The sequence below is a fragment of the Neobacillus sp. 19 genome, assembly GCF_049463095.1.
GTDB lineage: Bacteria > Bacillota > Bacilli > Bacillales > Cytobacillaceae > Neobacillus.
In genome coordinates, this window is sequence record NZ_JBMPZU010000059.1 from 18,210 (window position 1) to 41,775 (window position 23,566).

The following is a 23,566-nucleotide window of genomic DNA, read 5'->3' on the forward strand; positions in this document are numbered from 1 at the left end:
ATGAACTTTTAAGGGCATCCTTTTTTTCCTTGCTGCTTATCAAGTAAACATCCTATTTGAGCATGGTAGTTTTAAGGAATTCTTTCGTCCGTTCTTCTTTCGGATTTTCAAAGAATTCTATCGGTCTATCTTTTTCGACGATTCTTCCTTCATTCATGTAAACAATCCAATCAGCGACCTCGCGGGCAAAACCCATTTCATGGGTCACGACCACCATGGTCATTCCTTCATCAGCCAGCTCCTTCATTGTAGTTAAAACCTCTCCGACCAGCTCTGGATCAAGGGCTGATGTTGGTTCATCAAAAAGCATAATATCCGGCCTCATCGCTAGAGATCTTGCTATGGCCACACGCTGTTTCTGCCCGCCTGACAGCTTGCTCGGATAAACATCTGCCTTATCCTCGAGCCCCACTTTTTGGAGCAGCTCCCTCGCTTCTTCCACCGCCTGACCTTTAGGAATCTTTTTCACTATAGTTGGGGCTTCAATAATATTTTCAAGAACCGTTTTATGCGGAAAGAGGTTAAAATGCTGGAAAACCATTCCTACTGTTTGACGGACATGGTTAAGATTATGGGTATCGGGCGATATCTTTTCTCCACGGATAAGAATACTCCCCTTGTCCTTTTTTTCCAAAAAGTTAAGGCATCTTAGGAGCGTACTTTTACCAGATCCAGAGGCCCCAACCAGACAAACAACGTCGCTTTCGTAGACAGACATATCAATATCCTTTAGAACGTGCAAACTGCCAAAAGATTTGTTCAAGTTTTCTATTTTAATCATTTCTCGTCCATTCATATAATTGTCCTCCTATCGATCACTGACTGCCAATTTCTTTTCAAACATACTTACCATCATGGTTAATAATGCAACGAGCACTAGATAATAAACGGCAACAATTAACAGGTACGTCATTTCATCAAAATTATTGGAACCCAGTGTGGTCGCAACATTAAATAATTCATTCATCGAAATGAAGGCTGCCAATGATGAATCCTTAAGTCCAATAATAAATTGGTTCCCAAGTGGAGGAAGTGCCCTTCTAAACGCTTGTGGAAGGATGATCCTGCGCAGTGTAACACCCCTGGTCATTCCCAGTGAACGGCCAGCCTCCATTTGTCCTTTATCAACCGATTGGATCGTTCCGCGAAAGATTTCTGCAATGTAGGCACCGTTATGAAAGGCAAGCGCAAGAGCTGCTGCCCAAAAGTCGGGAATTAGGAAAATTCCGCTAAAGCCAAAATACAGAATGAAAATCTGAACAATAAGCGGTGTTCCGCGCACAAGGAACACATAACCATTTGAAATATACTCCAGAATTTTAATTCTCGATATTTTTAATAGGGCAAAGAATAAGCCAATAATAATTCCTATTAATATTGAAACTATAGTAAGCTCTAGGGTTAGTATTGTAGCATCTATGAAAAGGCCCTTACTACTGAAAAACGTATGTAAAAAATGTGAAAAACTAGGCAAGATAACGACTTCCTTTCTTTTAAATTGTCAAACTACTATTCTGGTTTTTTTGTAATATCCTGCCCAAAATATTTATTGCTGATCCGGGCAAGTGTACCGTCTTCACGAAGTTGTTGTAGTGCATTATCTATCCGTTTTAAGAGTTCCGGATTGTCCTTAGGTACAACAATTGCCTGCTCGCTTCGCTCTATAAGCTGCTGTCCTTTAATGTTAAAACCTTCTTTCTGGGAACTTTTCCCCGTAACAAAATCAGTAATAACAGCATCATGCCTTCCGATACTAAGTGCCTTTAATGCCGTAATATCACTATCATACATTTTAATATTGCTCGTATACTTTTTGGCCGTCTCCGCATAGGTAGACCCTTTCGCTACGGCCACTTCTTTACCTTTTATGTCCTCTACTGTTTTAATATTGCTGTCAGGCCTTGTAAAGATTTGTGGTCCTGAGTAGTAGTATGGAGTGGAAAATGCAACTTGCTTGGCACGGTCGGGGTTAATGGTGTGGCTGGCAACAGCTGCGTCTGCCCTGCCTGTTTTGATGCCCTCAATGAGTCCTTTAAATTTCATCCTCTTTTGTACTGGTTCAAGTCCTAATTTTTTTCCAACAGCATTCCCTACCTCAACATCGAAACCTGTCATTGATAGGTCATCGTTCAGATAGCTAAAGGGTTTAAATTCACCAGAAGCTGCAAAAGTAAATTTCTCCTTGTCAATCAGCTTTGTCCCATCTGAAAGCTGGTCCTTTTCGGCACAGGCAGTCAGTGTACCTAGTAAAAATAAGCCCAATAGTAAAAATATGTATTGTCTTCTCATGCTTGATTCTGTCTCCTCTCTTTTTCAAGCGATATTTTGATATATACCCCTAATTTTAGTTTTCTAACCTAAAAAAACCGGACAAGCAATTGCCGTCCAGTCAAATATAAAAAATTATTAATTAGTAACATACGAAAAAGGCAACACCCAAAATATAAAGGGTAGTTGCCTTTTCTGAGATACTAATATTAATGCAATACTCTAGCAGCACTAGAAAATTTAGACGAATCATAAGAAGATATTTTCACAACATCACCCGTTTGCGGGGCATGGATGTATTTCCCGTCTCCAATATAAATACCTACATGATGGGCAGGGGAACCCCTGAATACTAAATCTCCAGGCTGTACTTGACTCGGAGAAATTCTTGTCCCGAAATTTTGCTGGTCTCGTGATACCCTCGGAAGATTAATTCCCACTGAACGATACACATACGAAGTGAAGCCAGAACAATCAAATCCACTTGGCTTTGTTCCGCCCCATACGTAAGGAACGCCTAAAAATTGTTTTGCATACGCAATAACCGCACTTGCGGCATCAGTGTTAGCAATAGTAGCCACTTCAACGGAAGGAGCTGACTGTGAAGCATTGTTTACTGAAGGCTGCTGCTGGGCTAATTGGGTTTGCTGTTGAGTTGGTTGCTGCTGGGCTAAGCGAGCTTGCTGCTCTGCCTCTTCTTCAGCCTTTTGTTCTGCCAGTTGATCCTGTTGGTTTTGTAATCTGTTTTTCGCATCTGCTAATGCCCTGGCAATTTCGTTTTTATTTTCTTCAATCTTTTTTTGTTCGGAAGCTAATTCTTCCTGGCTATTTTTTAATTTGTCTAATTCATTATGTAGTTTTTCCTCTGCCGCTTTTAATACTTGGTCTTTTTCAGTTAATCCATTTAATAAGTCTGTATCACTTTCCATAATCTTTGAAATAGCAGTAAACCGAGATAAAAAATCAGTAAAGTTGTTAGAGGAAAGCAAAATCTCAGCATATGTGGCGATTGACTGCGTTCCTTCAGCCTGAATGCTTTTTAGTCGCTCAGAATAGATTTTTTTATGTAGATCGAGAGATTTCTTGGCTTTTTCAATTTCAGCCTCTGTATCATTAATTTTACCTTGCTGTGCGGCAATATTATCGTTAAGTTTTTGACTTTTCTCCATTGCAATGATGATGCGGTCGTCTAATTGTTGAATCTTTGTTTCGAAATCTTCAATTTGACCTTGTGTCTCATTGATTTGCCCTTGTGTTACGGGTGAATCTTCTGGACTCGCAAAAGCAGGTGTTACTTGAATCATTGCGGCAAGGACCACTGCCGACAGCGAATATTTGAATAATTTTCTTATCATTTTAATATCTCCTTTTGTACCCTAGCACGTATTCCGATTCCTAATATATTTCTAGTTTATATGTCTAATGGACTAATAACAATGGAATAGTCGGTAATGTAATATAATTGTAATTTTTTGTAGAAATTTCGTTATTGAAGATTTGCCCATAAAACCACAAATAAGCCCCATTTTTAATTGGGGCTTTTAGCTATACGTATTTGATCTATTTATTGCACTACATCCATTTGTTCAGAATTTTATTTTCCACTTTGCAAAACCATTCCATCGCTCATCTTAATGATATGGTCAGCGTAGGAAAGCATTTCCTCATCATGGGTAACCATTAGCGTCGTAATGTTCAATGTTTTAGTTAAATTCCGGATTAACGCCATAACATCTTTTGACCTTTTTGAATCTAAACTTGCAGTAGGTTCATCTGCAAAGAGAACTTTAGGCTTATGGATGATTGCACGAGCAATGGCAACCCGCTGTTTTTCCCCTCCGGATAACGAGGATGGATAGGCATTTTTTCGATGATCCATTTCAACTAGGTTTAAGATTTTATCAATTTCTTTTTTTTGTTCACGTTTCTTCATTTTAGATTCAGATACATCCAACATTAACATGAGCTGCTCTTCTACTGTGAGAAAAGGAACAAGATGGGCAAATTGAAAAACGAAACCAAATTTACTTGCCCGTATTTTTCGAACTTGTTCAGAATTCATAACAGTCATATTATTCCCATCGAAAACCACTTTTCCATTCGATGCGGGTTGAAGTCCTGCAGCAATTGTAAGGAGTGTACTTTTACCAGAACCGGAGGCGCCCACTAATGCTGTTACTTCTCCCTCTTGAAGAGTTAGATTAATTCCTTTTAGTATTTCTTCCTTTACATCACCGTTCGTAAAGGTTTTTCTAACATCATCTATTTTGAATATTGTCATATTAGACCTCTCCTTGTTGTATGGCATGCAGCGGTTCGACTTTTTTATTTGGATACCGGAAAGCGTCGCCCCAACAAATCCGATTATGAGGAAAACAATTGATAATTGCATGGTTGTCCCAGGGGTTAAACTAAACGGCATACCTTTAGGCGCCACTATATTAAAAGCATGACTAAGGGCAACCGAAAGACCAAGTGCAATGACCGTAATAAAAATCATCTGTGTCCACATCATTTTGAACAAGGCACTTGTTTTTAAACCAATTGCTTTCAGAATTCCATATAGACCCATTTTTTGAACGTTCATCATGTAGAAAAAGATGGCAAACAACATACCGCTGATGACAACTAAAAACCAAACAATCATATTTAAAGACGTCTGTTCCGCTTTATAACTTGAAATGGTATTAAGGAACTGTTTTTTTGAAAAAGTTTGCAAGCTAGCAGGTACTTGTGATGAATCCCCTTCCGGTGCGAAAATCAATTGCATTTCATTGGCTCGATACATTTCTTTATAGTCTGCTAAACTTATAAAAGCGACAGGAGCATGACTGTATTTACTCTGATCCGCAAAACCTTTTACAATAAACTTGCCGCTGTATTGATTATTCGTTAAGGAATCTCCGATTTTTATCCCCTCATCTTCTAGTGAGCGATCCAGTACAATTTCTCCCTTTTTTACGTTTTGAAAATACTTTGAATGTGTCGATGTAACAAAAGCAACACTGCGTTGTTTCCCCGCACTATCATTTACAAATCCCATTTGAATTGAAAAGGCTGCAGCATCCTTTCGACTTTGCAACATTTGATCCTGAGTACTGATATCTATTCTTGATAGATTATAAGTTTCTTCTGCATCCTTGGTCATATAGAAATGACCATCCGGTAAATCTTTAATTAGTGCTGCATTGTCATGTGATAATCCATTTGCCAAACCAGATATAATAAACGTTAAGAAACTAACGAGAAAAACGATTGAACCTAAAATGACAAACCTCATTTTATTTTTCTTAATTTCTTTCCATGCAATGTTCATCTTTATTCCTCCCATCTCTTTTTGACATCCTTAGTTTATAATCGTTGTATGAATAGAAGATGAACAGGTTATTACATTTAAAAGCTTAGAAAACAGGGAGACGGTTCTGGTGGCATTCGGTGCCGCCAGAACCGTCTCCCTGGATTTTAATTATTTTGCTTAAGGCATTGATAAACAGCCATCATATCTTGTTTATTTAACTCCCGAATACGATTGAAAATGGGAATATCCGCGACATCCTCTGTATATAAGTTTTCATCCACAACATCACTAACTGTTCCTGTTAACCATGTTTTTACTTGTATACCTTCAACCAGTTCCTTAAGGCCCTTATCATTGATGCCGCTTGCCAGACAACTTACACATGGAATGGTTAATTTATACACACCATCATGCAGATTATCCTCTGATATCACTTTCTTTCCTTTACAGAATGGACATGGATGGCTTTTTTTAATTTTATTAATTTCGGTAACTAATTTTTTGTAACCAAATGCTTCATAAACATAGGTCAGTTTTTTATATTTTCCATTGGTGAAATACTGATCTATGATTGTTTCTTTTGTTTCATTGATAGTAGGAAAATCACAAATGGTCACTTGATTATTGGCGCTAATGGATTCGATATTTTCTTTGATTCCGTCCCAGAATGGGAAGACATTTTGTAATACCATTTCATAGCCCGTAAAGCTTGCTTGTTCTAATTCAAACATTTTTAATGCGACTTGTGTTTTTCTAGGCAGTAAGGAGACATCTTCTGTCAAAATCATATCGCCGCCTACAATTGATTTCAGTTTGACCAGTGCAGGTAAATCACCTACTATTTTCATTACTTGGTCAATCGGCTGATTGATCATATCACGAATATCTGTGTCTCCAAATTTAAGCGGTTTATCGTGGTTTAAAACAGTCCCCTCACAAATTGGACAGGTAATCATTTCTTTAGAAGCTTTCATTTGCTCTTTAATAATTGATTTTGAAACGACAATATACATGCCAAGGATGGTGTTAAAACCTACCCATGTTCTACGTGCCTTGCCTTTCTTATCATAAAATGACTTTTCAAAATAGCCGTACCAAAAGATATGCTTTTCTGCATCTGACATTTCATTATAGCTTTTCGTCAGGTCAAACCCGAGCTCATTCTTTATTTCTTCAAATAGAAATTCTAATTTTGGGTATTGATAAAATTTTAATACTTCCATTATTTCTGGATAGAAAAGACCATCCCAGAATGGAAGATTTTTGTCTTGAATCACAAGGTCTTTATCAAATATTTCAATCTTAAGACGACCTGAGCATGATGGACAATGATTGTCCTTAGAAAAGAAATCGAAGCTTCTCGTATCTTTATTAGTCGGATGCGCCGCCACAATATGGTTAATCATGCCGCCCATTTCATAAAGGAAACTATATTGACTATACAAATGTCTTTCAAGATCAATGGCAATGACAGGTGCTATTTTGTTAGAATCGTATTCACCATAAATCAAACGGGCCATAGATGATAAACTTTTTAAAATCCCGCCCTTATAGACATTTTCTGCATGTTGAAAATAGTCGATATGATTTTCTTTTAAATACGTAATACCATATTGCGAATTAAGTTTAGAAGAAATAGGCTCATGAGCAGCGGTTTCTTCCCTATTGTTTGTCTCATAATATTCATGATGGCTGACAACTTCAAGATGCGTTACAGGTTCATTCTTTCTTTTACCAAAATCAACGATAAAATCAGAACTTTCCATCATATAGGCATTATGTTCAATCATCATAATTGAAACTGATTCATCTTGTAGAATGCCCCTGATACTATCAATGAATTGATTTAAAATATTTTGTGATAAACCTTTTGAAGGTTCGTCAAAAATAAAAAGTGTATGAGGATTTCTTGAATTTGCAAACAGTTCCGAGACTAAATGAACACATTGAAATTCTCCAGTCGATAGTGTTTGGGTTCTTCTATTTAAAGTCAAATAACCTAGTCCAAGTTTGATTAATAAGCTTAAACGTTTATGTGCGATATCTTCATTAGGTAGTTCATCAATGATATCTTCAATCGAGCGATCGAAAATATCATCAATATCTTCACTGTATTTTGTGAGTTTCTTTTTTATATCAAGAAAAGTCGCAACGGTTGACCGACTCGTAATGGATTGGTTTCGATCTTGTCCAACCATAACGAGTTTATCTTTTTTGTATCGCTTCTGAAAATCTTCGGCAATACATTCGTTGACAAGTGTTGATTTACCACATCCAGACTCTCCGGTAATGGTTACGAGTCTATTTTTTGGTATTTTAATATCAGCCATTTGAATATTACGGCAATATAATTCATGAAAATGATAGTAATCTGTTGGCTCTTCCTCATTTTGTTCTAAGTAAACTGGTTTTGGACGCGGTGATACATCCACGATTTTCCCGCCATATTTACCACTGCCAGGTCCAAAGAATACGTATTTCTCTGTTGTATCGAGCACTGTGTCAGAATGGTCAATAAGCCAAATTTGATTCCTATAGCCTAATTGTTTAATTTGCTCTAAAATTTTAAGTAATGTTTCGTGATCAATACCAACTGATATTTCATCAATGATAATAACAGTATTTTCACTGATAGCCATGAATTCTGCGAGGTAAAGTCGAGTTAATTCTCCACCGGACAATGTACCCATAATCCTGTTTATTGTTAAGTAACCTATATTCATATTGATAATGTTTTTAAGTATGTTCTGTTTTTCTTCACTAATATGTAAATCATCTGCTAGCGAAAGTATCGTTTCAATGCTTAAATCGTTAATATCTGAAATACTATGAGGTTTACCAAATAAATCGATTGTATGTGCTTCAACTTCCTCGTTGTAACGCCTTCCTTTACACTTAGGACATTCCACATTACTGTTAGTACCGCGCCCTTTACACTTTGGACACCAGCCTAATTCATTATTAAATGAAAAGACTTCTGGAGAAAGATCGTATTTTTCAGCAAGAGTAACACGGATCTCTGTAAATACTCCAGTATGCGTTCCAATGGTTGAACGTGGATTAGAAGAAATGGATGATCTTCCGAGAAAAAGCACTAAAGGCATTTCTTCCATATTAATAGCACTAAAATTTGTTTCCATTATATCAGGAAATAAATACTGATATTCAGCCTTTGGTAATAATGAAACGAGGCGTTTCTTAGACTCTTCACCAATGGTCTGACAAAAAGTTGTTTTACCTGATCCAGATAAACCGGCAATGCCGAGCGTCTGATCTTCCGGCAAGATGGTATCTAAACGGTTAATATTGTTGGCAATTAATTGATTTATTTTCATATTGATATCCTCTCCATTCCCCAAATCTAGTATAGCCATGTTAGCACAATTTCAAATGGGATTGTTGTGTGTATAAAAAAAACAAACGGCTCAGTCCATTACTGAGCCGTCTTAATATGGAATTGACTTACTTCTCTTAATATAAGATTATTGCAAATAAGGATTTTTTATGGAAGGTCCAAAGGGTGAAGTTACCTTTCTTTAAAATGAGTTTCGTCACGCATAAAAAGCACTCCGTTTTACTGTCCCCGTACCATCAACATTCTTTCTCAAAATGATCAAGCAATGTACGCACTTCATCTGTTGACTCCGTATTCATCAATTGGTTTCTTAATTCACTCGCCCCTCGGAATCCTTTGACATATATCTTAAAAAAGCGATGCAAAGCCTTGAACGAACGCAGCTCTAAATTTGAGTATTTATCATGGAGATTGAGATGCAATCTTAAGAGATCAAGCAAATCCTTACTGCTATGATCTTTCGGTTCTTTTTCAAAGGCAAATGGATTACTGAAAATACCACGTCCAATCATAACCCCATCAATACCATATTGTTGGGCGAGCTTCAAGCCTGTTTGACGGTCAGGAATATCCCCATTGATCGTTAAAAGTGTATCTGGTGCCACCTGATCACGAAGTTTCTTAATCTCCGGAATCAGTTCCCAATGAGCATCGACCTTGCTCATTTCCTTCCTTGTACGCAGATGAATGGATAGATTGACAATGTCTTGTTTCAAAATGTGTGTCAGCCAGTCATGCCATTCGTCTACATTTGTGAAACCAAGCCTTGTCTTTACACTTACAGGCAATCCGCCAGCTTTTGCTGCTTGTATTAAATCTGCTGCAACTTCTGGACGAAGGATAAGGCCGCTTCCCTTCCCATTCTGTGTCACATTAGGTACAGGACAACCCATATTGATATCTATACCCCGAAAGCCTAGTTCCGCCATGCCAATACTCATTTGCCGAAAATTTTCAGGCCTATCCCCCCATATATGGGCAACGATTGGTTGTTCATCCTCTGTAAAAGTCAAACGCCCACGCACACTCTGCTTCCCTTGTGGGTGACAATAACTCTCACTGTTTGTAAACTCAGTAAAAAACACATCAGGTCTTGCTGCTTCACTCACAACATGGCGAAAAACAACATCCGTCACATCTTCCATTGGTGCCAATATAAAAAATGGTCGTGGTAAATCACGCCAAAAATTATCTATCATCTTCAAATTCAAATCCTCTCATTATGGGATACCAGGATACTCCCTTACCCCAAAATTAAAAAACAAGAAGGTCCTGCTTCTTTTACACTTATACCATGCTTAAGCACTTTTTATCAAACAGCGGAAATGCTTTTTTTACAAAACCAGGGGTTTAGTATGGAAAGTACAACCAAAATATCCCCTGCTAAAATCCACCCCTTTAAATAGCATTCCACTGTTTGAGTAAAAAAAAGGTTTACAAAAAATACTGAAAAGGAAAATTAGAAAAACACTGGGTTGACAAGAGTTTAACAGGAAAAAAGACCCCGAAATCGCAAAAGTATTTTACGAAATCAGAGTCAAATTTTCCTCACGTTTTGATGCACACTTTTTATTCTAACTGTTGATAAACTATGGAAAAGGGTTTATTGTGTCGTGAGCGTTTTTATTTGTTGGCTACAATTTCAATTCCAAATTCGCCACGGCTTCCACGTGAGCTGTCTGCGGAAACATGTCCACCGGTTGGATGTACTTCACATCGTACTTCGAACTTAGGTTTTGAATGTCCTTTGCCAATGTCGACGGGTTACAGGAGACATAGATTAATTTCTTTGGCTTTACTTGCAAAATCGTTTGAATCAGCTGGTTGTCGAGACCGGTTCTTGGCGGATCGATGACAACCACATCCGGCTGCCAGCCTTTTTTAACCCATTTTGGCAGGACCTCTTCTGCCTTTCCTGGGACATATTTGGTATTGGTGAAGCCATGGCGTTTAGCGTTTTTCTTGGCATCCTCAATGGATTCAGGAATCACGTCCATTCCGCGGACTTCTGCTGCTTGGTCCGCAAGCCATAACCCAATCGTTCCCACACCACAATAGGCATCGAGCACCTTTTCGCTGCCGGTTAATGCCGCTGCTTTTTTTACTTCATTATAAAGCTTAATTGTTTGGGAAGGATTTAATTGAAAAAAGGTTCTTGCTGATAGTTCGAATTGCAAATCACCCAATGTTTCTTGGATGATATCTTCTCCGGCTAAGTTTACTGTTTCCTCGCCAAAAATTAGCGATGTTTTTTCACCGTTTATATTTTGGACAACTGATTTCACATTAGGAAGCCGGTTTTGAATTTCCTCGATGAGCAGCTCCTTTTTAGGCAGCTCTTTTTGTGACGTAATCAGAACGACTTGCAATTCACCGGTTTCGACTCCAACGCGGGTAACAATTGTTCGGACAATTCCTTTTCTGGTTTTTTCATTATAGATAGGAATATGTAAATCCTCTAATATTCGTTTTACTTTAGCCGTTGCTTCATTTGTTTGCGAATGCTGAACAGCACACTTATCAATGTTTATCAGCTGATGTGAGTTAAGTCCGTAAAGTCCGGCTAGAATCTTACCGTCTTTTTGACCGACTTGAAAGCTGCTTTTATTACGGTACCCCCATGGATCCTCCATGCCTATGGTTTGACGAATATCATGTTTGTTGACATCAAGTTTTGTATGACGCTCAAGTGATTGAATGACAATATCTCGTTTTTCTTTGAGCTGTTGATCGTATTGCAAATGCTGAAGTTGACAGCCGCCGCATTGATCATAGACAGGGCAAAGCGGTTTAACACGATGAGGCGATTGGATACGAATCTTTTTTATTTTTGCCTCAGCAAATTTGGGATTAATTTTTGTTGCCTCGACAACGACCTCTTCACCTGGAAGTGCCCCTGGTACAAAGACTACTTGCTTTTTAAAATATCCCACTCCTTCTCCATTAATGCCAAGCCTTTTAATGGTTAAGGGAAATGTCTGATGTAGCTGTATTTTAATACCTTGTTCGGTTTTCATTTTGTTCACTCCAAATTTCATCAAGCATAAGTACCCTGTATTATAGCACGATTTACTGGGAAAAGCCGAATTCTTGAGGAATCCGGCTGTGTTTGAATTATTTAAATTGATCTAGACTTTTGAACTTGTAACCCTTCTTTTTTAAATCTTTAATTGCTTTTTCTAATGCATCAGCATTATCTTTGGATACTGAATGCAGCAGAAGCACGCAGCCGGGGTGGATTTGTCTCATGATATTGTCATATGAGTATTGCCATCCTCTTTGCTGGTTAATATTCCAGTCGACAAATGCAAGTGACCAGAACACATGAGTATACCCCTCTTCTTTTGCGATTTGCATAGTTCTTTCACTAAAAATGCCTCGGGGCGGGCGTAGGTATTTCATTTTCTTTTGGCCCGTTATTTCCTTTGTTTTTGTTTTTACCTTTTCGAGCTCTTCGCGAATTTTTGCATCACTTACGGCTGTAAAGTCAGGATGACTCCAGGAATGGCTGCCAATGATGTGCCCTTCTTTGACGATTTGTTTGGCAAGTTCCGGTTGCGAAATTAAAAAATGTCCTGTCACAAAAAAGGTAGCTGGTACCTTTTCCTTTTTTAATACCTTTAGAATCTTGGGGGTATAGCCATTTTCATAACCGCTGTCGAAGGTTAAGTACAAGTTTTTGGTATTGGGATCGCCCTTGTAAAATGCCCCGTACTTAGCAAGAATCTCGTCATACTCAGCGCCCGCATCGGGCTGCTTTTCATTAACTGCCTTTTTGAACCCCCAGTGAATCGGTCGATTAGGCGCTTCTGCGTATGTAATATTCGGAATCAGTAAGAGCAGTATACAAAGGATTCCTAATAATCTTTTCATCCATGTTCCCCCTAATTTTATTTTGTTATAGTATTTGTTATAGGTGGGAAAACATAATTAGCATATTTAGGAAATGATTATGGTTGATGGTAAATGCGTCCTCTTTTAGTGCCTGTATAGGGAAGGTTTAGTTTAACAAGAAATGAGGTTGTACTTCTTGAAGATGGAAAATGAAGAATGATGATTTGATTGATTGTCCTTTTATTAATCTTCTTTTCACTGTAACTTATGACATATTTCCAAACCTTTATGACTTATTTTCCCAAACTCACGACATTTTCTAAAAATATTTGGAACTCCGTCTCTTAATCCCTAGATACATATTTAATAAAAAGAGGTAGACGCCACATCCCACGCGTCTACCCCTCAAACTATTATTTAAAAACCGGTTCTTTAAATTGAGCTAATTTTTCTAATGAAGATTTGTCGACGTCGGCATGCAAGCTGTTTCCGTGGGAGTCCATTGTGACAACAGCTGTGAATCCTTCGACACGAAGATGCCACATTGCCTCAGGGATTCCAAATTGCATTAAATCGACGCCTTCAACGCCTTTTATACAATCGGCATAATATTGTGCCGCGCCACCGATTGCGTTCAAGTATACGCCGCCATGTTCCTCTAACGCAGCCAAGGTCTTAGGACCCATACCGCCTTTACCGATAACCGCGCGAATACCAAATTTCTTCATGATATCGCCTTGATATGGTTCCTCGCGAATACTTGTTGTTGGGCCGGCAGCCTTAACGTGCCACTCGCCAGCCTCATCCTTTAACATAACTGGACCGCAGTGATAAATCACTTGGCCATTCAGGTCAACTGGCGCATCATGGTCGCTCAAATATTTATGAATCGCATCACGGCCAGTGTACATTAAACCATTAATTTGAACGACGTCACCGACCTTTAACGAACGGATCTTTTCCTCTGTAATCGGAGCCTCTAATGTAATCACTTCATCGGAAGAAGCAGCAGCGGTTTCCTTTTCCGCCTCCGTCTCAGCAAAATCGATGAACTCACCCTCTTGGTACATCCATTCGCTGATTTCTCCGCTCTCCGCATCCACGCTCACACCTAAGCGGCGGAATGCCCAACAGTTGTAGGCAACTGACACATAGAAGCTGGCAGGAATTCGATTCATGACACCGACTTTACAGCCAAGTAAGGTTGCTTCACCGCCGAAGCCCATTGTACCTATTCCTAATTTATTTGCATTTTCCATTACATACTCTTCAAGCTTACGAAGGTCTTCGTTCGGATTGACGTCTTCAACAGAACGGAATAACTGTTCCTTTGCCAAATCATAACCTGATGAACGATCCCCGCCAATTCCGACACCGATAAAGCCAGCGCTGCAGCCTTGGCCTTGAGCCTGGTAAACGGAATGCATGATACATTTGCGGATCCCATCAAGGTCACGGCCGGCACGGCCAAGTCCTTCTAACTCACATGGAAGGCTATATTGAATGTTTTTATTTTCACAGCCGCCGCCTTTTAAAATGAGGCGGACATCGATGTAATCTTTTTCCCACTGGTCAAATTTGATAACTGGCACCCCTGCTCCAAGATTATCACCGCTGTTTTCTCCTGTTAAGGAATCAACAGAGTTTGGACGCAATTTTCCTTCTTTCGTAGCCAGAACAATAGCATTCTTAATCGCTTCTTTTATTTCTAATTGATTCACTCCTACCGGCGTTTTAATTTTAAACGTTGGCAGACCTGTATCTTGGCAGATTGGCGACACATGGTCGTCTGCCATTTTGATGTTATTCGTAATCGTTGCAAGGCTCATTGCTGCACTTGTGCCCGCATTTTCCTTTTCTTTAGCAGCCGATACAGCGCGGCGAACGTCCTTAGGAAGCTTGGTAGAAGTTTCAACCACTAGCTTGTACATGCTTTCTTGGAATTTTTCAATATTCAATTCGAGTACCCCTTTCCCTTTGTTCCCCAAATTAATCTATTTAAGAAATATTACAACTATTTGCACGCTACCATTATACTCCTATAACCACTAGAATTAAAGGAAAAGCTTGCAAACGAATACATGGCAGTTTGCGCTAATTTCTCCAAAAAAAGAGCCTGCTATTTAACAGACTCAGTTGCTTTCACGATTGTTGAATTCTCTGCATTTCGACTCCATGTCATCAAGCATGGAAATTAAACGGTCGATATCCTCAAGATCCGCATCTTCCGGATCAATAGCATCGAGCACATCTATAAACATATTCAATCGCTGCTTTAGAAAATCAACCTGTGAATTTTTATCTTGAATTGAACTTCCCAAACTGTCTCTCTCCTTTCATTACCGTTTACATCCTACCGAATTAATCGCTCTTTTACAATAGTTTGCCCATATTTTAAAAAAAGGCCCCCTGCGACAGGAGCCCTTCTTCCCTCAATCAACGAGGCCGTTCTGAAGCTGCAAAACCAAAAGAAACATAATCCTGAACAGGAATCCAGGCTCCGATCCCTTGGGAGGTCACGTTTTTAATGACAATGAACTTCTTACTGCCTTTCAACATTAAATACACTTCACCATATGTTACTTTCCCTTTCTCATTGACACCGGGCGCATACGCATAAAGGTATCCCAGACGGTTTGCAGGGATATTATATATATGGTCATTTTTCGTACCTGCTCCGATAATCGTATCAAATGCAAGCGGCAAACGCGTCTTTTCCATTGCCTTAAGAAGCATCATCTTCTTCACATCTTCGGCATTGGCAATTTTGGCTGTCAGACCGCCGCGGACAATCTTCTGTGCCTCTTGCACATACTTAATCTGATAAGGAACTTTCCCACCGCGATTATCAAAGTAATTGGTATTAATCTTTTGGTACTCCCAATTGGGGGAGGTTTCGGATGATTCGTAGTTCAAGGGCCATTGACCAAGGTAAATAATCGCCCGGTAGCCAACCGCGAATGGGGTGCTGTTAATACTTGACTCGTTAAGCATGCGAATCAAATCCGGGTTTTCAATTTTTTCCTTTGATGAATTAATTAACTTCTTGGTTAAATCACTTGGCTTCAATAACGGCAAGTCCTGTGTCGAATTCGGATACGTATTTTCCTTAGAAATGTTGCGAACTGAGGCAGGAACTTGATATTTTACTGGGGCTGGCGTCTTTTTAGCCGGTGCTTTTTGAGCAAAAGCAGGCGGAATAAAAGTAAGCATTAATAGCAGTGTCATAAGTAAAGAGATATGTTTCTTCACGGGTGTAACTCCTTTCACTAATAACATTAATCATATCTGCTAGTAGTTTTTTCGGAGTTCATTAATATTATCCATTCCAGAAATTTTTTTCAATAAATCCCTATTGCCCTCAATACTTCTCCTGAAGGCGCTGTATTAATTTTCCAAAAGTTGGAAAGAACAATTGAATCGCAGGTCCAACTGTAAAAGTAATAATGATCGTTCCGTACGAAATGGGCCCTTTTAGGAAAAAAGCAGGTATCAAGGCCGATATTTCGCCGATTGTTTTCGCTGCCATCAAATTTACATGAAACCGTTCCTTTATCGCTAGCATAAAATTATCAATGGGGCTTTGTGGAAATTTTGCCTGCAAATAAATAGCCGCCCCAAAGCCAATAATTAAGATGCCAACGAGCAGCATTCCCAATTTAGCGATAAACGGTTCTACTTGAAATAAATCAAATACAAATATCAACCAGAAATCAACTAAAGAACCGATGAAAATTATGGTTAACAGTGAGAGCAGATCTGGCCGTCTTTTTACTAAAAATGAATTAACAATCACTAAAATTGCTCCGTCAATCATGACCCATTTGCCTACCGAAAAGCCCACCCTTTCTGTTAAGGCAACATTAAGTGCATCCCATGCCCCTACTCCAATATCTGCTACCTCAATTGTCATGCATACTCCAAAAGTCATGATGGTTAAACCAATAATAAAAAATAATAGCCGTATAAAAAACTTCATCTGTTGCTCCTTTATAATTGATGAAAAAGTAACAAAAATGTAATAATCTGATTATTTACAAAATTCAAATTCCGTTTTATAATATACTTAACCTTTCAAAAAGGAGGGCTGTAATCAATCAGCTAACTAAATACTTATTATCATCTATAAGGAGGTTGGGATTCCCGTCTTATATGAAATTCAACACTCGTGTTTTCTTGGTTCAAACTAAACATGAAGGTTGGTGATTGATGGTCCCAAAGAAAGCGATTGAATTATTAACCCTTATATAATAGTGCTGATTCATTATAGCACAGCAAAGAAGATATACCCCGTACATTTTCAAAAAAGTGAAACCGCTTTAGCAACAAAGAGACTCTAAGCCATATGGCTTAGAGTCTTTATTTTATCCTGTATCTGATTATAGAAGAAAAAATCCAATGCCCATGATGATGTAGGCTGCGAGTAGGGTTAGTCCTTCGAACCAGTTGGATTCTCCGTCGTTTGAGATGACGACCATCAAAAGTACGGATGAGACCATTGCGATTAATTCCTGCCAGCTGAATAAGAGCGGCATGGACGTGTCAAAAAAGAGCGAAAGAAGGACGAGTACGGGCAAGACAAACATTGCCACTTGTAAGGTGGATCCAATTGCAATTTCCACAGCGATATCCATTTTATTTTTATATGCCATTAGCACGGCCGAGGCGTGTTCAGCTGCATTTCCGACGATAGCAACAATGATTACCCCGATAAAGAGCTCGGACCAGCCGAACGTCTTCCCTACGTACTCAAAGGTATGAACAAGATGCTCGGAAATATAGGCAACTGCAAGCGTCGCAACCAAAAGAACTGCAATTGCTTTGCCCTTGCCCCATTCCGGTTCCTCTTCCTCGTGAGGAGCAGGTTCTATAGCGGACTGATATACCCCTCGATGGGTGACAAGTTTAAAAAATAATGCTGCTAGGTATAGGAGAATTAGGATCACCGATATCCCAATACTTAAGGACAGAGTCTTTGTTTCATTCATATTCATTGAAAATACCTCTGGAATGACAAAAGCAATAATCACTGCAAACATGAGCAACCCAGAATTATGCCGTGCATCAAACACATTAAATTTCTGCCGTTTGAATTTGAGTCCGCCGACAAAAAAGGATAGTCCGGCAACCAGAAGCAGGTTTCCTAATACGGAGCCAGTTAAAGAAGCCAAGACAATTCCTACTAATCCTGCCTTTAAAGAAAAAATGGAAATGATGAGCTCAACCGCATTTCCAAAAGTGGCATTTAATAGTCCGCCAATTCGCGGTCCTGCCACAATAGCAAGACTTTCGGTTGCTCTTCCCATGTAGCTGGATAATGCAATAATGGTTAGACAGTAAATTATAAATAGAATGATACTCGGCCAATGCATCAGTGTCCCAATCACAGAAACTGGAACCCCAATAAACGTCAGCAGCATAAAGATTTTATTAGTCACTGGATTCCCTCCATTTCTTTTCTATCTCTTCTTTTTTCTACCCTATATGTTGTTTCTACATGCAGCAAAATTTACCTTATGGCCGAAAAAGCTTGTTACTTGTTATAATTACATAGTTGATACCCAACAAATTTATTTTCGTATGAGGTAAAAAATGATAAATGTCAGCACAAATTTTAGATTTTGGATATTAGTCAGTATTGTGGCTGTCTCAGGTTTCAGCCAAGGTATGCTTCTTCCTTTGATAGCCGTGATTCTCGAACACAGCGGGGTTTCATCATCCTTAAACGGATTAAATGCGACAGCACTTTATATAGGAATTCTTTTAGTATCCCCATTTATGGAGCAGCCACTAAGAAAATTTGGTTATAAGCCGGTTATCATTTTTGGGGGCCTACTGGTGATCGTTTCATTAGCATTATTTCCGTTATGGAAAACATTCTGGTTTTGGTTTATTCTGCGTCTTTTCATCGGTATTGGTGACCATGCCTTACATTTCGGAACACAGACATGGATTACGTCTTTTTCGCCGGCAAAAAAGCGGGGGAGAAATCTTTCTCTTTATGGCTTGTTTTTTGGAATAGGGTTTGCGACGGGACCATTAATGACACCGCTTGTAAATGTGAATGTGGCGCTTCCTTTTATATTATCCTCTGTTTTATGTTTGGCAGGATGGGTCTTTTTATTTGCTCTTAAAAACGAATATCCGGATCAGGAAATAATGGTTCATTCATTCTCTGCCACTTTAAAACGATTTTCGCAAGCCTGGAAGTATGGCTGGGCAGCTTTTCTGCCACCGCTTGCTTATGGTATGTTAGAGTCTTCTTTAAATGGAAGTTTTCCGGTATATGCTTTAAGGATTGGCCTTGATGTGAAGAGTGTTTCGGTTCTCTTAGCTTCCTTCGCGATTGGAGCAATTGTATTCCAGCTTCCATTAGGGATATTGAGTGATACATTCGGGCGCAGAACCATTCTAATTACCATCCTATTCCTTGGTTCCATTTGCTTTACAGCAGCGAGTTTCTTGGAGCAATCCTTCTTGTTGCTAGCAGTCTGTTTATTTGTCGCCGGAATGTTTGTTGGTTCAACTTTCTCACTTGGCATTTCCTATATGGCAGACTTAATGCCGAAAAACTTGTTCCCAACAGGAAATTTAATGTGCGGTATCTTTTTCAGTTTAGGCAGTTTAATCGGCCCAACCTTAGGAGGATTTTTTATCCAGTACTTTAAAAATATAAGCTTCTTCCATATTATCAGTACATTATTTTTTATTATCTTTTTAACCCTCATGTTAAATAAAGAAATGTCTTTGGTTACATCAAAGGATTAATTTTTGAAAGGAAGCATGCTTTCCTGCATCCCTCTTCTTTATTTGAAGCAAATACATTTCTAAAGCATAGTATGTGTGGTAAGATGAAATTAAATAAATAGGAATTGAGAGATTTTTGCTGTCATCACTTTTGATGACAGCTTTCGTGTTTTTTAGGGGTAGTGAGGTTGATTATTTTTCTCAATTAGAAACGAGGGGGAGAAACGATGAATACAGAAGCAAAAGCTCTTGCTAAGGGGATCCAGAAGGTCAGTATGATTGAAAAAATTAAACCACATGCCGAATTGATTGCTGCTGGGTTGAGTGGTGCGTTGATTCTTGCCGGCTGGCTTTTTGATAAATATGGGGATGGCGCCGACTCCATCATTGCCTACCTGCTGGCATTTGTCATTGGCGGATTTGCCAAAGCAAAAGAAGGCATTGAGGCCACCTATGAAAATAAAGAACTCAACGTGGAGATGCTGATGATTTTTGCAGCTGTTGGCTCAGCCATTATTGGCTACTGGACCGAAGGGGCTATACTCATCTTTATTTTTGCTGTCAGCGGTGCCTTGGAAACATACACAATGAATAAAAGCCACAAAGAAATTTCTTCATTGATGGAGCTGCAGCCGGAAGAGGCATTGCTTATCACAAATGGAGTCGAAAAACGGGTTTCCGTTTCTGAGCTTCAAGTCGGGGATCATATTCTCATTAAACCGGGGGAGCGAGTCCCTTCAGACGGAATGATTTTCAAGGGACAAACCAATATTGATGAAGCAGCCATAACGGGTGAATCCATGCCTGTATCCAAAGGTGAGCAAGCGGAGGTTTTCGCCGGAACTGTTAATATGACAGGTTCCATTACCGTTCAAGTTACTAAAGCGAGCCATGATACTCTTTTTCATAAAATCATTCAGCTCGTTCAATCGGCGCAAAGTGAAAAGTCGCCATCACAGCTTTTCATTGAAAGGTTCGAAGGAACCTACGTTAAGGTAGTCCTGTTGGTCGTCATTGCTATGATGTTCCTGCCGTACTTTTTACTTGGCTGGAGCTGGCATGAAGCCTTTTATCGTGCGATGATTTTATTAGTTGTTGCCTCTCCCTGTGCCCTTGTTGCTTCCATCATGCCTGCTACATTATCGGCCATCTCAAATGGCGCCAGGCACGGAATTTTAGTAAAAGGCGGCGTTCATCTTGAAAATTTAAGTCATTTGGAAGCCATTGCTTTTGATAAAACAGGCACGCTGACAAAAGGGAAACCAGAAGTCACCGAAGTGATTGTAAAAGAGGGGCTTGAAAAAGAAACACTGATTTGGCAAGCAGCTTCAATTGAAAACCATTCGAACCACCCTTTGGCACAAGCTATCGTCAAATATGCGAAGCAGCATATAAACAAAGAACTCTTCCATCCAGACAGCCTTGAGGATATCCCTGGCTGGGGTATTAAAGCAGAATTGAACGGAGAACAATGGAAGATTGGGAAAGCAGCTTTTGTCGGAAAAGATAATGTTGACAGATTCGCCGACGGAAAAGCCAGGGACCTTGCAAACCTTGGTAACACACTAGTATTTATTGAAATTAACGGCGAACTAAGTGCAATGATTGCGATGAAGGATGTTGTCCGTGAGGAAACAAAGCTTGCTATTGACCATTTAAAGAAACAAGGTATTCGAACAGTGATGCTAACGGGAGATAGCGAAAAAACAGCGCGTGCGATTGCATCCGAAAGTCATGTGGATGAATTTTTTGCTGAATGTCTTCCGGAAGATAAAGTAGAAAAACTGAAACAATTAAAAGAGAAATATAAAACAGTGGCAATGGTGGGCGATGGAATTAATGATGCACCTGCATTGGCCATAGCCAATGTAGGGATCGCAATGGGAGAAGGAACAGACGTAGCTCTTGAAACAGCGGATATTGTCCTGATGAAAAACGATTTACCTAGAATTGCCGAGGCCGTTCGCCTTTCACAACGAATGAACAAAATTATTAAACAAAATGTCATTTTCTCTATCACGGTGATTGCGGTGTTAATTTCATCGAATTTCTTCCAGATGCTTGATTTGCCATATGGAGTGATCGGTCATGAAGGCAGCACGATCCTAGTCATCCTAAATAGTCTGCGGTTATTAAAATCATAAAGGCCGGGTGTCTACCCAGCCTTTGTTCTTTATTTGCTGAATCCCTCTTAATGGTATCCGTTAGAACCGTTTGCTGAACCTGATGTTTTATTCCCTTTACTGCCCTTACCCTTTTGCTTTGTACCGCCGTCTTTTTTAGTTTGCTTCGTCATCGTAAAAAAACCTCCCTTAATAATGGGTTGCCCCTCCATCATAGTTTGAACGAATGATTTATTTTCATGAAGGTAAGTATTAGCAGTTCGACCGATTTTTTTCACTATAATAGGCATTGATTTCTCCACCTAAAATTATAATGAAGGCAGATAAATACAACCAAATCATTAAAATGATAATCGCCCCGATACTGCCATAGGTAAGCGAATAGTTACTAATATTTCCGACGTAAAAAGATAACCCCAGCGATGAAAGAATCCAGCCAAATGTAGCAAATGCAGCTCCCGGAAAAGCACTGCGACAGCCTAGTTTCACATTTGGCGCAATCCAATACAACCCAGTAAAAATAAGGAATAAAATAATCGCGCTAACAAGCCAGCTTAATGCATTCCAAAGCCTGATAAATTCCGATGTATAACCTAATTTTGAAAATAGGAAAAGGCCAATTTCCCTGCCAAATACCGGTAGAACAATCGCAAGGAGAAAGACAAAAATCATTCCAAAGGTTAAAAGAATAGCCATCCCTCGTGAGACAATGAACGAGCGGCTTTCCTTGACATTATAAGCTTTATTAAAAGCTCTCACGACTGCATTTATCCCATTTGAAGCCGACCAGATAGTCCCGATAATCCCGAACGATAGCAATCCGCCATTTCGATGATCCATGATATCATTTATATTCTTTTCAATTAGCTTCATGGCTTCCTCTGGTGCAAAATCTCGAAGCATCCCAAGCATATCTTGATGTGGAATCGGAAAATATGGTAATAGGGTAAATATGACGATCAGAAGCGGGAACAAGGAAAGAAGAAAAAGTAGGCCAATTGCGCACTTAATCCCGGCAAGTCATCTTCTTCAATCCGATGCCAAAGCAGCCTTATCAATGACGAGCGTACATTAATTTCTTTGCCCATTTGCTACCTCCTCCTTTACTTTATATTTTTTCCCCTTCCCCTAGCACTTCTTCTAACAAGTCTGTTTCTTCATGCCCAGTAAATGTTTCCTTTGTTTCTTTTAGAATGTCTGTAACTTGTGGTGTTAACTCCTTCAATTCCTCCACTTTATCTGTAATATAGGAAATATCTTCACTCATTTGTTCATAGGCTGTCTTGATTTTCGCCGCCGTCCCCTTTACTTTATCTGAGACTTCTCCGGGATTACGGACGATATAGGCAACCTTACAAGATGTTTTTTGAATATTTTCCTTCATAGCTTCACGTGTTTGCCTGTCTAATAAACTAATAGCCCCACCTGCAAGGGCCCCAAGCAGGATCCCCTTCCAAAATTGATTTTTCCTCGTCATCTTAAACTCTCCTTCCACCATGATTAATATCATGGATCGATTCTATAAGAAAATAATACCAATATGTATTCTTACCATTTATTTTGCTTTATCCGGCATTCTGATGCAAGTCCCACTATACTACCTTTTATTTCCCTATCTTTGGTTAAACTAAACTCAGGGATAAGTTTATATTGACAGATACTTTTTTACATGAAAAGATGAGAATATTAATTCGGAAAGGGTGCCCGAAATGAACTTATCGGAAAAATCTGTTGAAAATGTCGAATATATGATTGAACAAATAAAGGAAAAATTAAAGGTGCTAAATCTTGGGGCCATTAAGCCTTCACACTTTGACGAAGAAATGTATGAAGAATTAAAGGAAATTTATGAAATGGTCCTTAAAAAGAATTCGTTTAGCCCGAATGAAATGCAGGCGCTGGTAGAGGAACTAGGGAGTTTGAGAAAGAAATAAAACCATA

At 39.2% G+C, this 23,566-nt stretch carries 18 protein-coding genes and 2 pseudogenes; 3 read left to right on the forward strand and 17 right to left on the reverse strand.

Going from position 1 to position 23,566, the window contains the following annotated elements:
- Positions 1-52 precede the first annotated feature (52 nt).
- The 15 genes and pseudogenes from ACO1D1_RS19810 to cax all read right to left on the reverse strand — a co-directional run bounded on the left by ACO1D1_RS19810 (position 53) and on the right by cax (position 18,193).
- Complete coding sequence (locus tag ACO1D1_RS19810; protein WP_149869054.1) at positions 53-796, reverse strand: amino acid ABC transporter ATP-binding protein; 744 nt, start codon at positions 794-796, stop codon at positions 53-55.
- 12 nt (positions 797-808) lie between these two features.
- Positions 809-1,474, reverse strand: a complete 666-nt coding sequence (locus tag ACO1D1_RS19815) for an amino acid ABC transporter permease (RefSeq protein ID WP_149869053.1) — start codon at positions 1,472-1,474, stop codon at positions 809-811.
- A 35-nt stretch (positions 1,475-1,509) separates the two neighbouring features.
- A complete protein-coding gene (locus ACO1D1_RS19820; RefSeq protein ID WP_149869052.1) occupies positions 1,510-2,289 on the reverse strand; it encodes a transporter substrate-binding domain-containing protein in 780 nt (259 codons plus the stop codon).
- A 188-nt stretch (positions 2,290-2,477) separates the two neighbouring features.
- Positions 2,478-3,623, reverse strand: coding sequence for an NlpC/P60 family protein (locus ACO1D1_RS19825; protein ID WP_423336830.1), 1,146 nt, complete (start codon positions 3,621-3,623; stop codon positions 2,478-2,480).
- A 239-nt stretch (positions 3,624-3,862) separates the two neighbouring features.
- Positions 3,863-4,549: an ABC transporter ATP-binding protein gene (locus ACO1D1_RS19830; protein ID WP_423336831.1), complete on the reverse strand. Its 687-nt coding sequence runs from the start codon at positions 4,547-4,549 to the stop codon at positions 3,863-3,865.
- Between the two features lies 1 nt (position 4,550).
- A pseudogene (locus ACO1D1_RS19835) lies at positions 4,551-5,584 on the reverse strand (ABC transporter permease).
- 146 nt (positions 5,585-5,730) lie between these two features.
- Positions 5,731-8,901, reverse strand: coding sequence for an ATP-binding cassette domain-containing protein (locus tag ACO1D1_RS19840; protein ID WP_149869048.1), 3,171 nt, complete (start codon positions 8,899-8,901; stop codon positions 5,731-5,733).
- Between the two features lie 256 nt (positions 8,902-9,157).
- Entirely contained in the window at positions 9,158-10,120 is a 963-nt protein-coding gene (locus ACO1D1_RS19845; RefSeq protein ID WP_149869047.1) for a tRNA dihydrouridine synthase, read from the reverse strand.
- 435 nt (positions 10,121-10,555) lie between these two features.
- Positions 10,556-11,938, reverse strand: a complete 1,383-nt coding sequence (rlmD, locus tag ACO1D1_RS19850; protein WP_149869046.1) for a 23S rRNA (uracil(1939)-C(5))-methyltransferase RlmD — start codon at positions 11,936-11,938, stop codon at positions 10,556-10,558.
- A gap of 97 nt (positions 11,939-12,035) precedes the next feature.
- Positions 12,036-12,794 (reverse strand): delta-lactam-biosynthetic de-N-acetylase, encoded by a 759-nt coding sequence (gene pdaA / locus ACO1D1_RS19855; protein ID WP_149869045.1) that lies wholly within the window; start codon positions 12,792-12,794, stop codon positions 12,036-12,038.
- A 374-nt stretch (positions 12,795-13,168) separates the two neighbouring features.
- Positions 13,169-14,713, reverse strand: a complete 1,545-nt coding sequence (locus ACO1D1_RS19860; RefSeq protein ID WP_423336832.1) for a fumarate hydratase — start codon at positions 14,711-14,713, stop codon at positions 13,169-13,171.
- A 174-nt stretch (positions 14,714-14,887) separates the two neighbouring features.
- Positions 14,888-15,076, reverse strand: coding sequence for an SE1561 family protein (locus ACO1D1_RS19865; RefSeq protein ID WP_149869043.1), 189 nt, complete (start codon positions 15,074-15,076; stop codon positions 14,888-14,890).
- 115 nt (positions 15,077-15,191) lie between these two features.
- Positions 15,192-15,968, reverse strand: coding sequence for a YfkD famly protein (locus ACO1D1_RS19870; RefSeq protein ID WP_411675489.1), 777 nt, complete (start codon positions 15,966-15,968; stop codon positions 15,192-15,194).
- Positions 15,969-16,116: 148 nt separating this feature from the next.
- Positions 16,117-16,734, reverse strand: coding sequence for a YczE/YyaS/YitT family protein (locus tag ACO1D1_RS19875; RefSeq protein WP_423336833.1), 618 nt, complete (start codon positions 16,732-16,734; stop codon positions 16,117-16,119).
- 400 nt (positions 16,735-17,134) lie between these two features.
- A complete protein-coding gene (cax, locus tag ACO1D1_RS19880) occupies positions 17,135-18,193 on the reverse strand; it encodes a calcium/proton exchanger (protein ID WP_423336834.1) in 1,059 nt (352 codons plus the stop codon).
- 154 nt (positions 18,194-18,347) lie between these two features.
- Between cax and ACO1D1_RS19885 the strand changes: the two genes are divergently transcribed.
- Positions 18,348-19,523, forward strand: a complete 1,176-nt coding sequence (locus ACO1D1_RS19885) for an MFS transporter (RefSeq protein WP_423336835.1) — start codon at positions 18,348-18,350, stop codon at positions 19,521-19,523.
- 206 nt (positions 19,524-19,729) lie between these two features.
- A complete protein-coding gene (locus ACO1D1_RS19890) occupies positions 19,730-21,646 on the forward strand; it encodes a heavy metal translocating P-type ATPase (protein WP_423336836.1) in 1,917 nt (638 codons plus the stop codon).
- A 231-nt stretch (positions 21,647-21,877) separates the two neighbouring features.
- On the opposite strand, the pseudogene ACO1D1_RS19895 reads toward ACO1D1_RS19890, so the two are convergent.
- Both ACO1D1_RS19895 and ACO1D1_RS19900 read right to left on the reverse strand, forming a co-directional pair.
- Positions 21,878-22,713: pseudogene (locus ACO1D1_RS19895) on the reverse strand (YihY/virulence factor BrkB family protein).
- Between the two features lie 20 nt (positions 22,714-22,733).
- Complete coding sequence (locus ACO1D1_RS19900; protein ID WP_423336837.1) at positions 22,734-23,102, reverse strand: YtxH domain-containing protein; 369 nt, start codon at positions 23,100-23,102, stop codon at positions 22,734-22,736.
- Between the two features lie 232 nt (positions 23,103-23,334).
- Between ACO1D1_RS19900 and ACO1D1_RS19905 the strand changes: the two genes are divergently transcribed.
- Entirely contained in the window at positions 23,335-23,559 is a 225-nt protein-coding gene (locus tag ACO1D1_RS19905) for a DUF1128 domain-containing protein (protein ID WP_149869035.1), read from the forward strand.
- Positions 23,560-23,566: the final 7 nt, after the last annotated feature.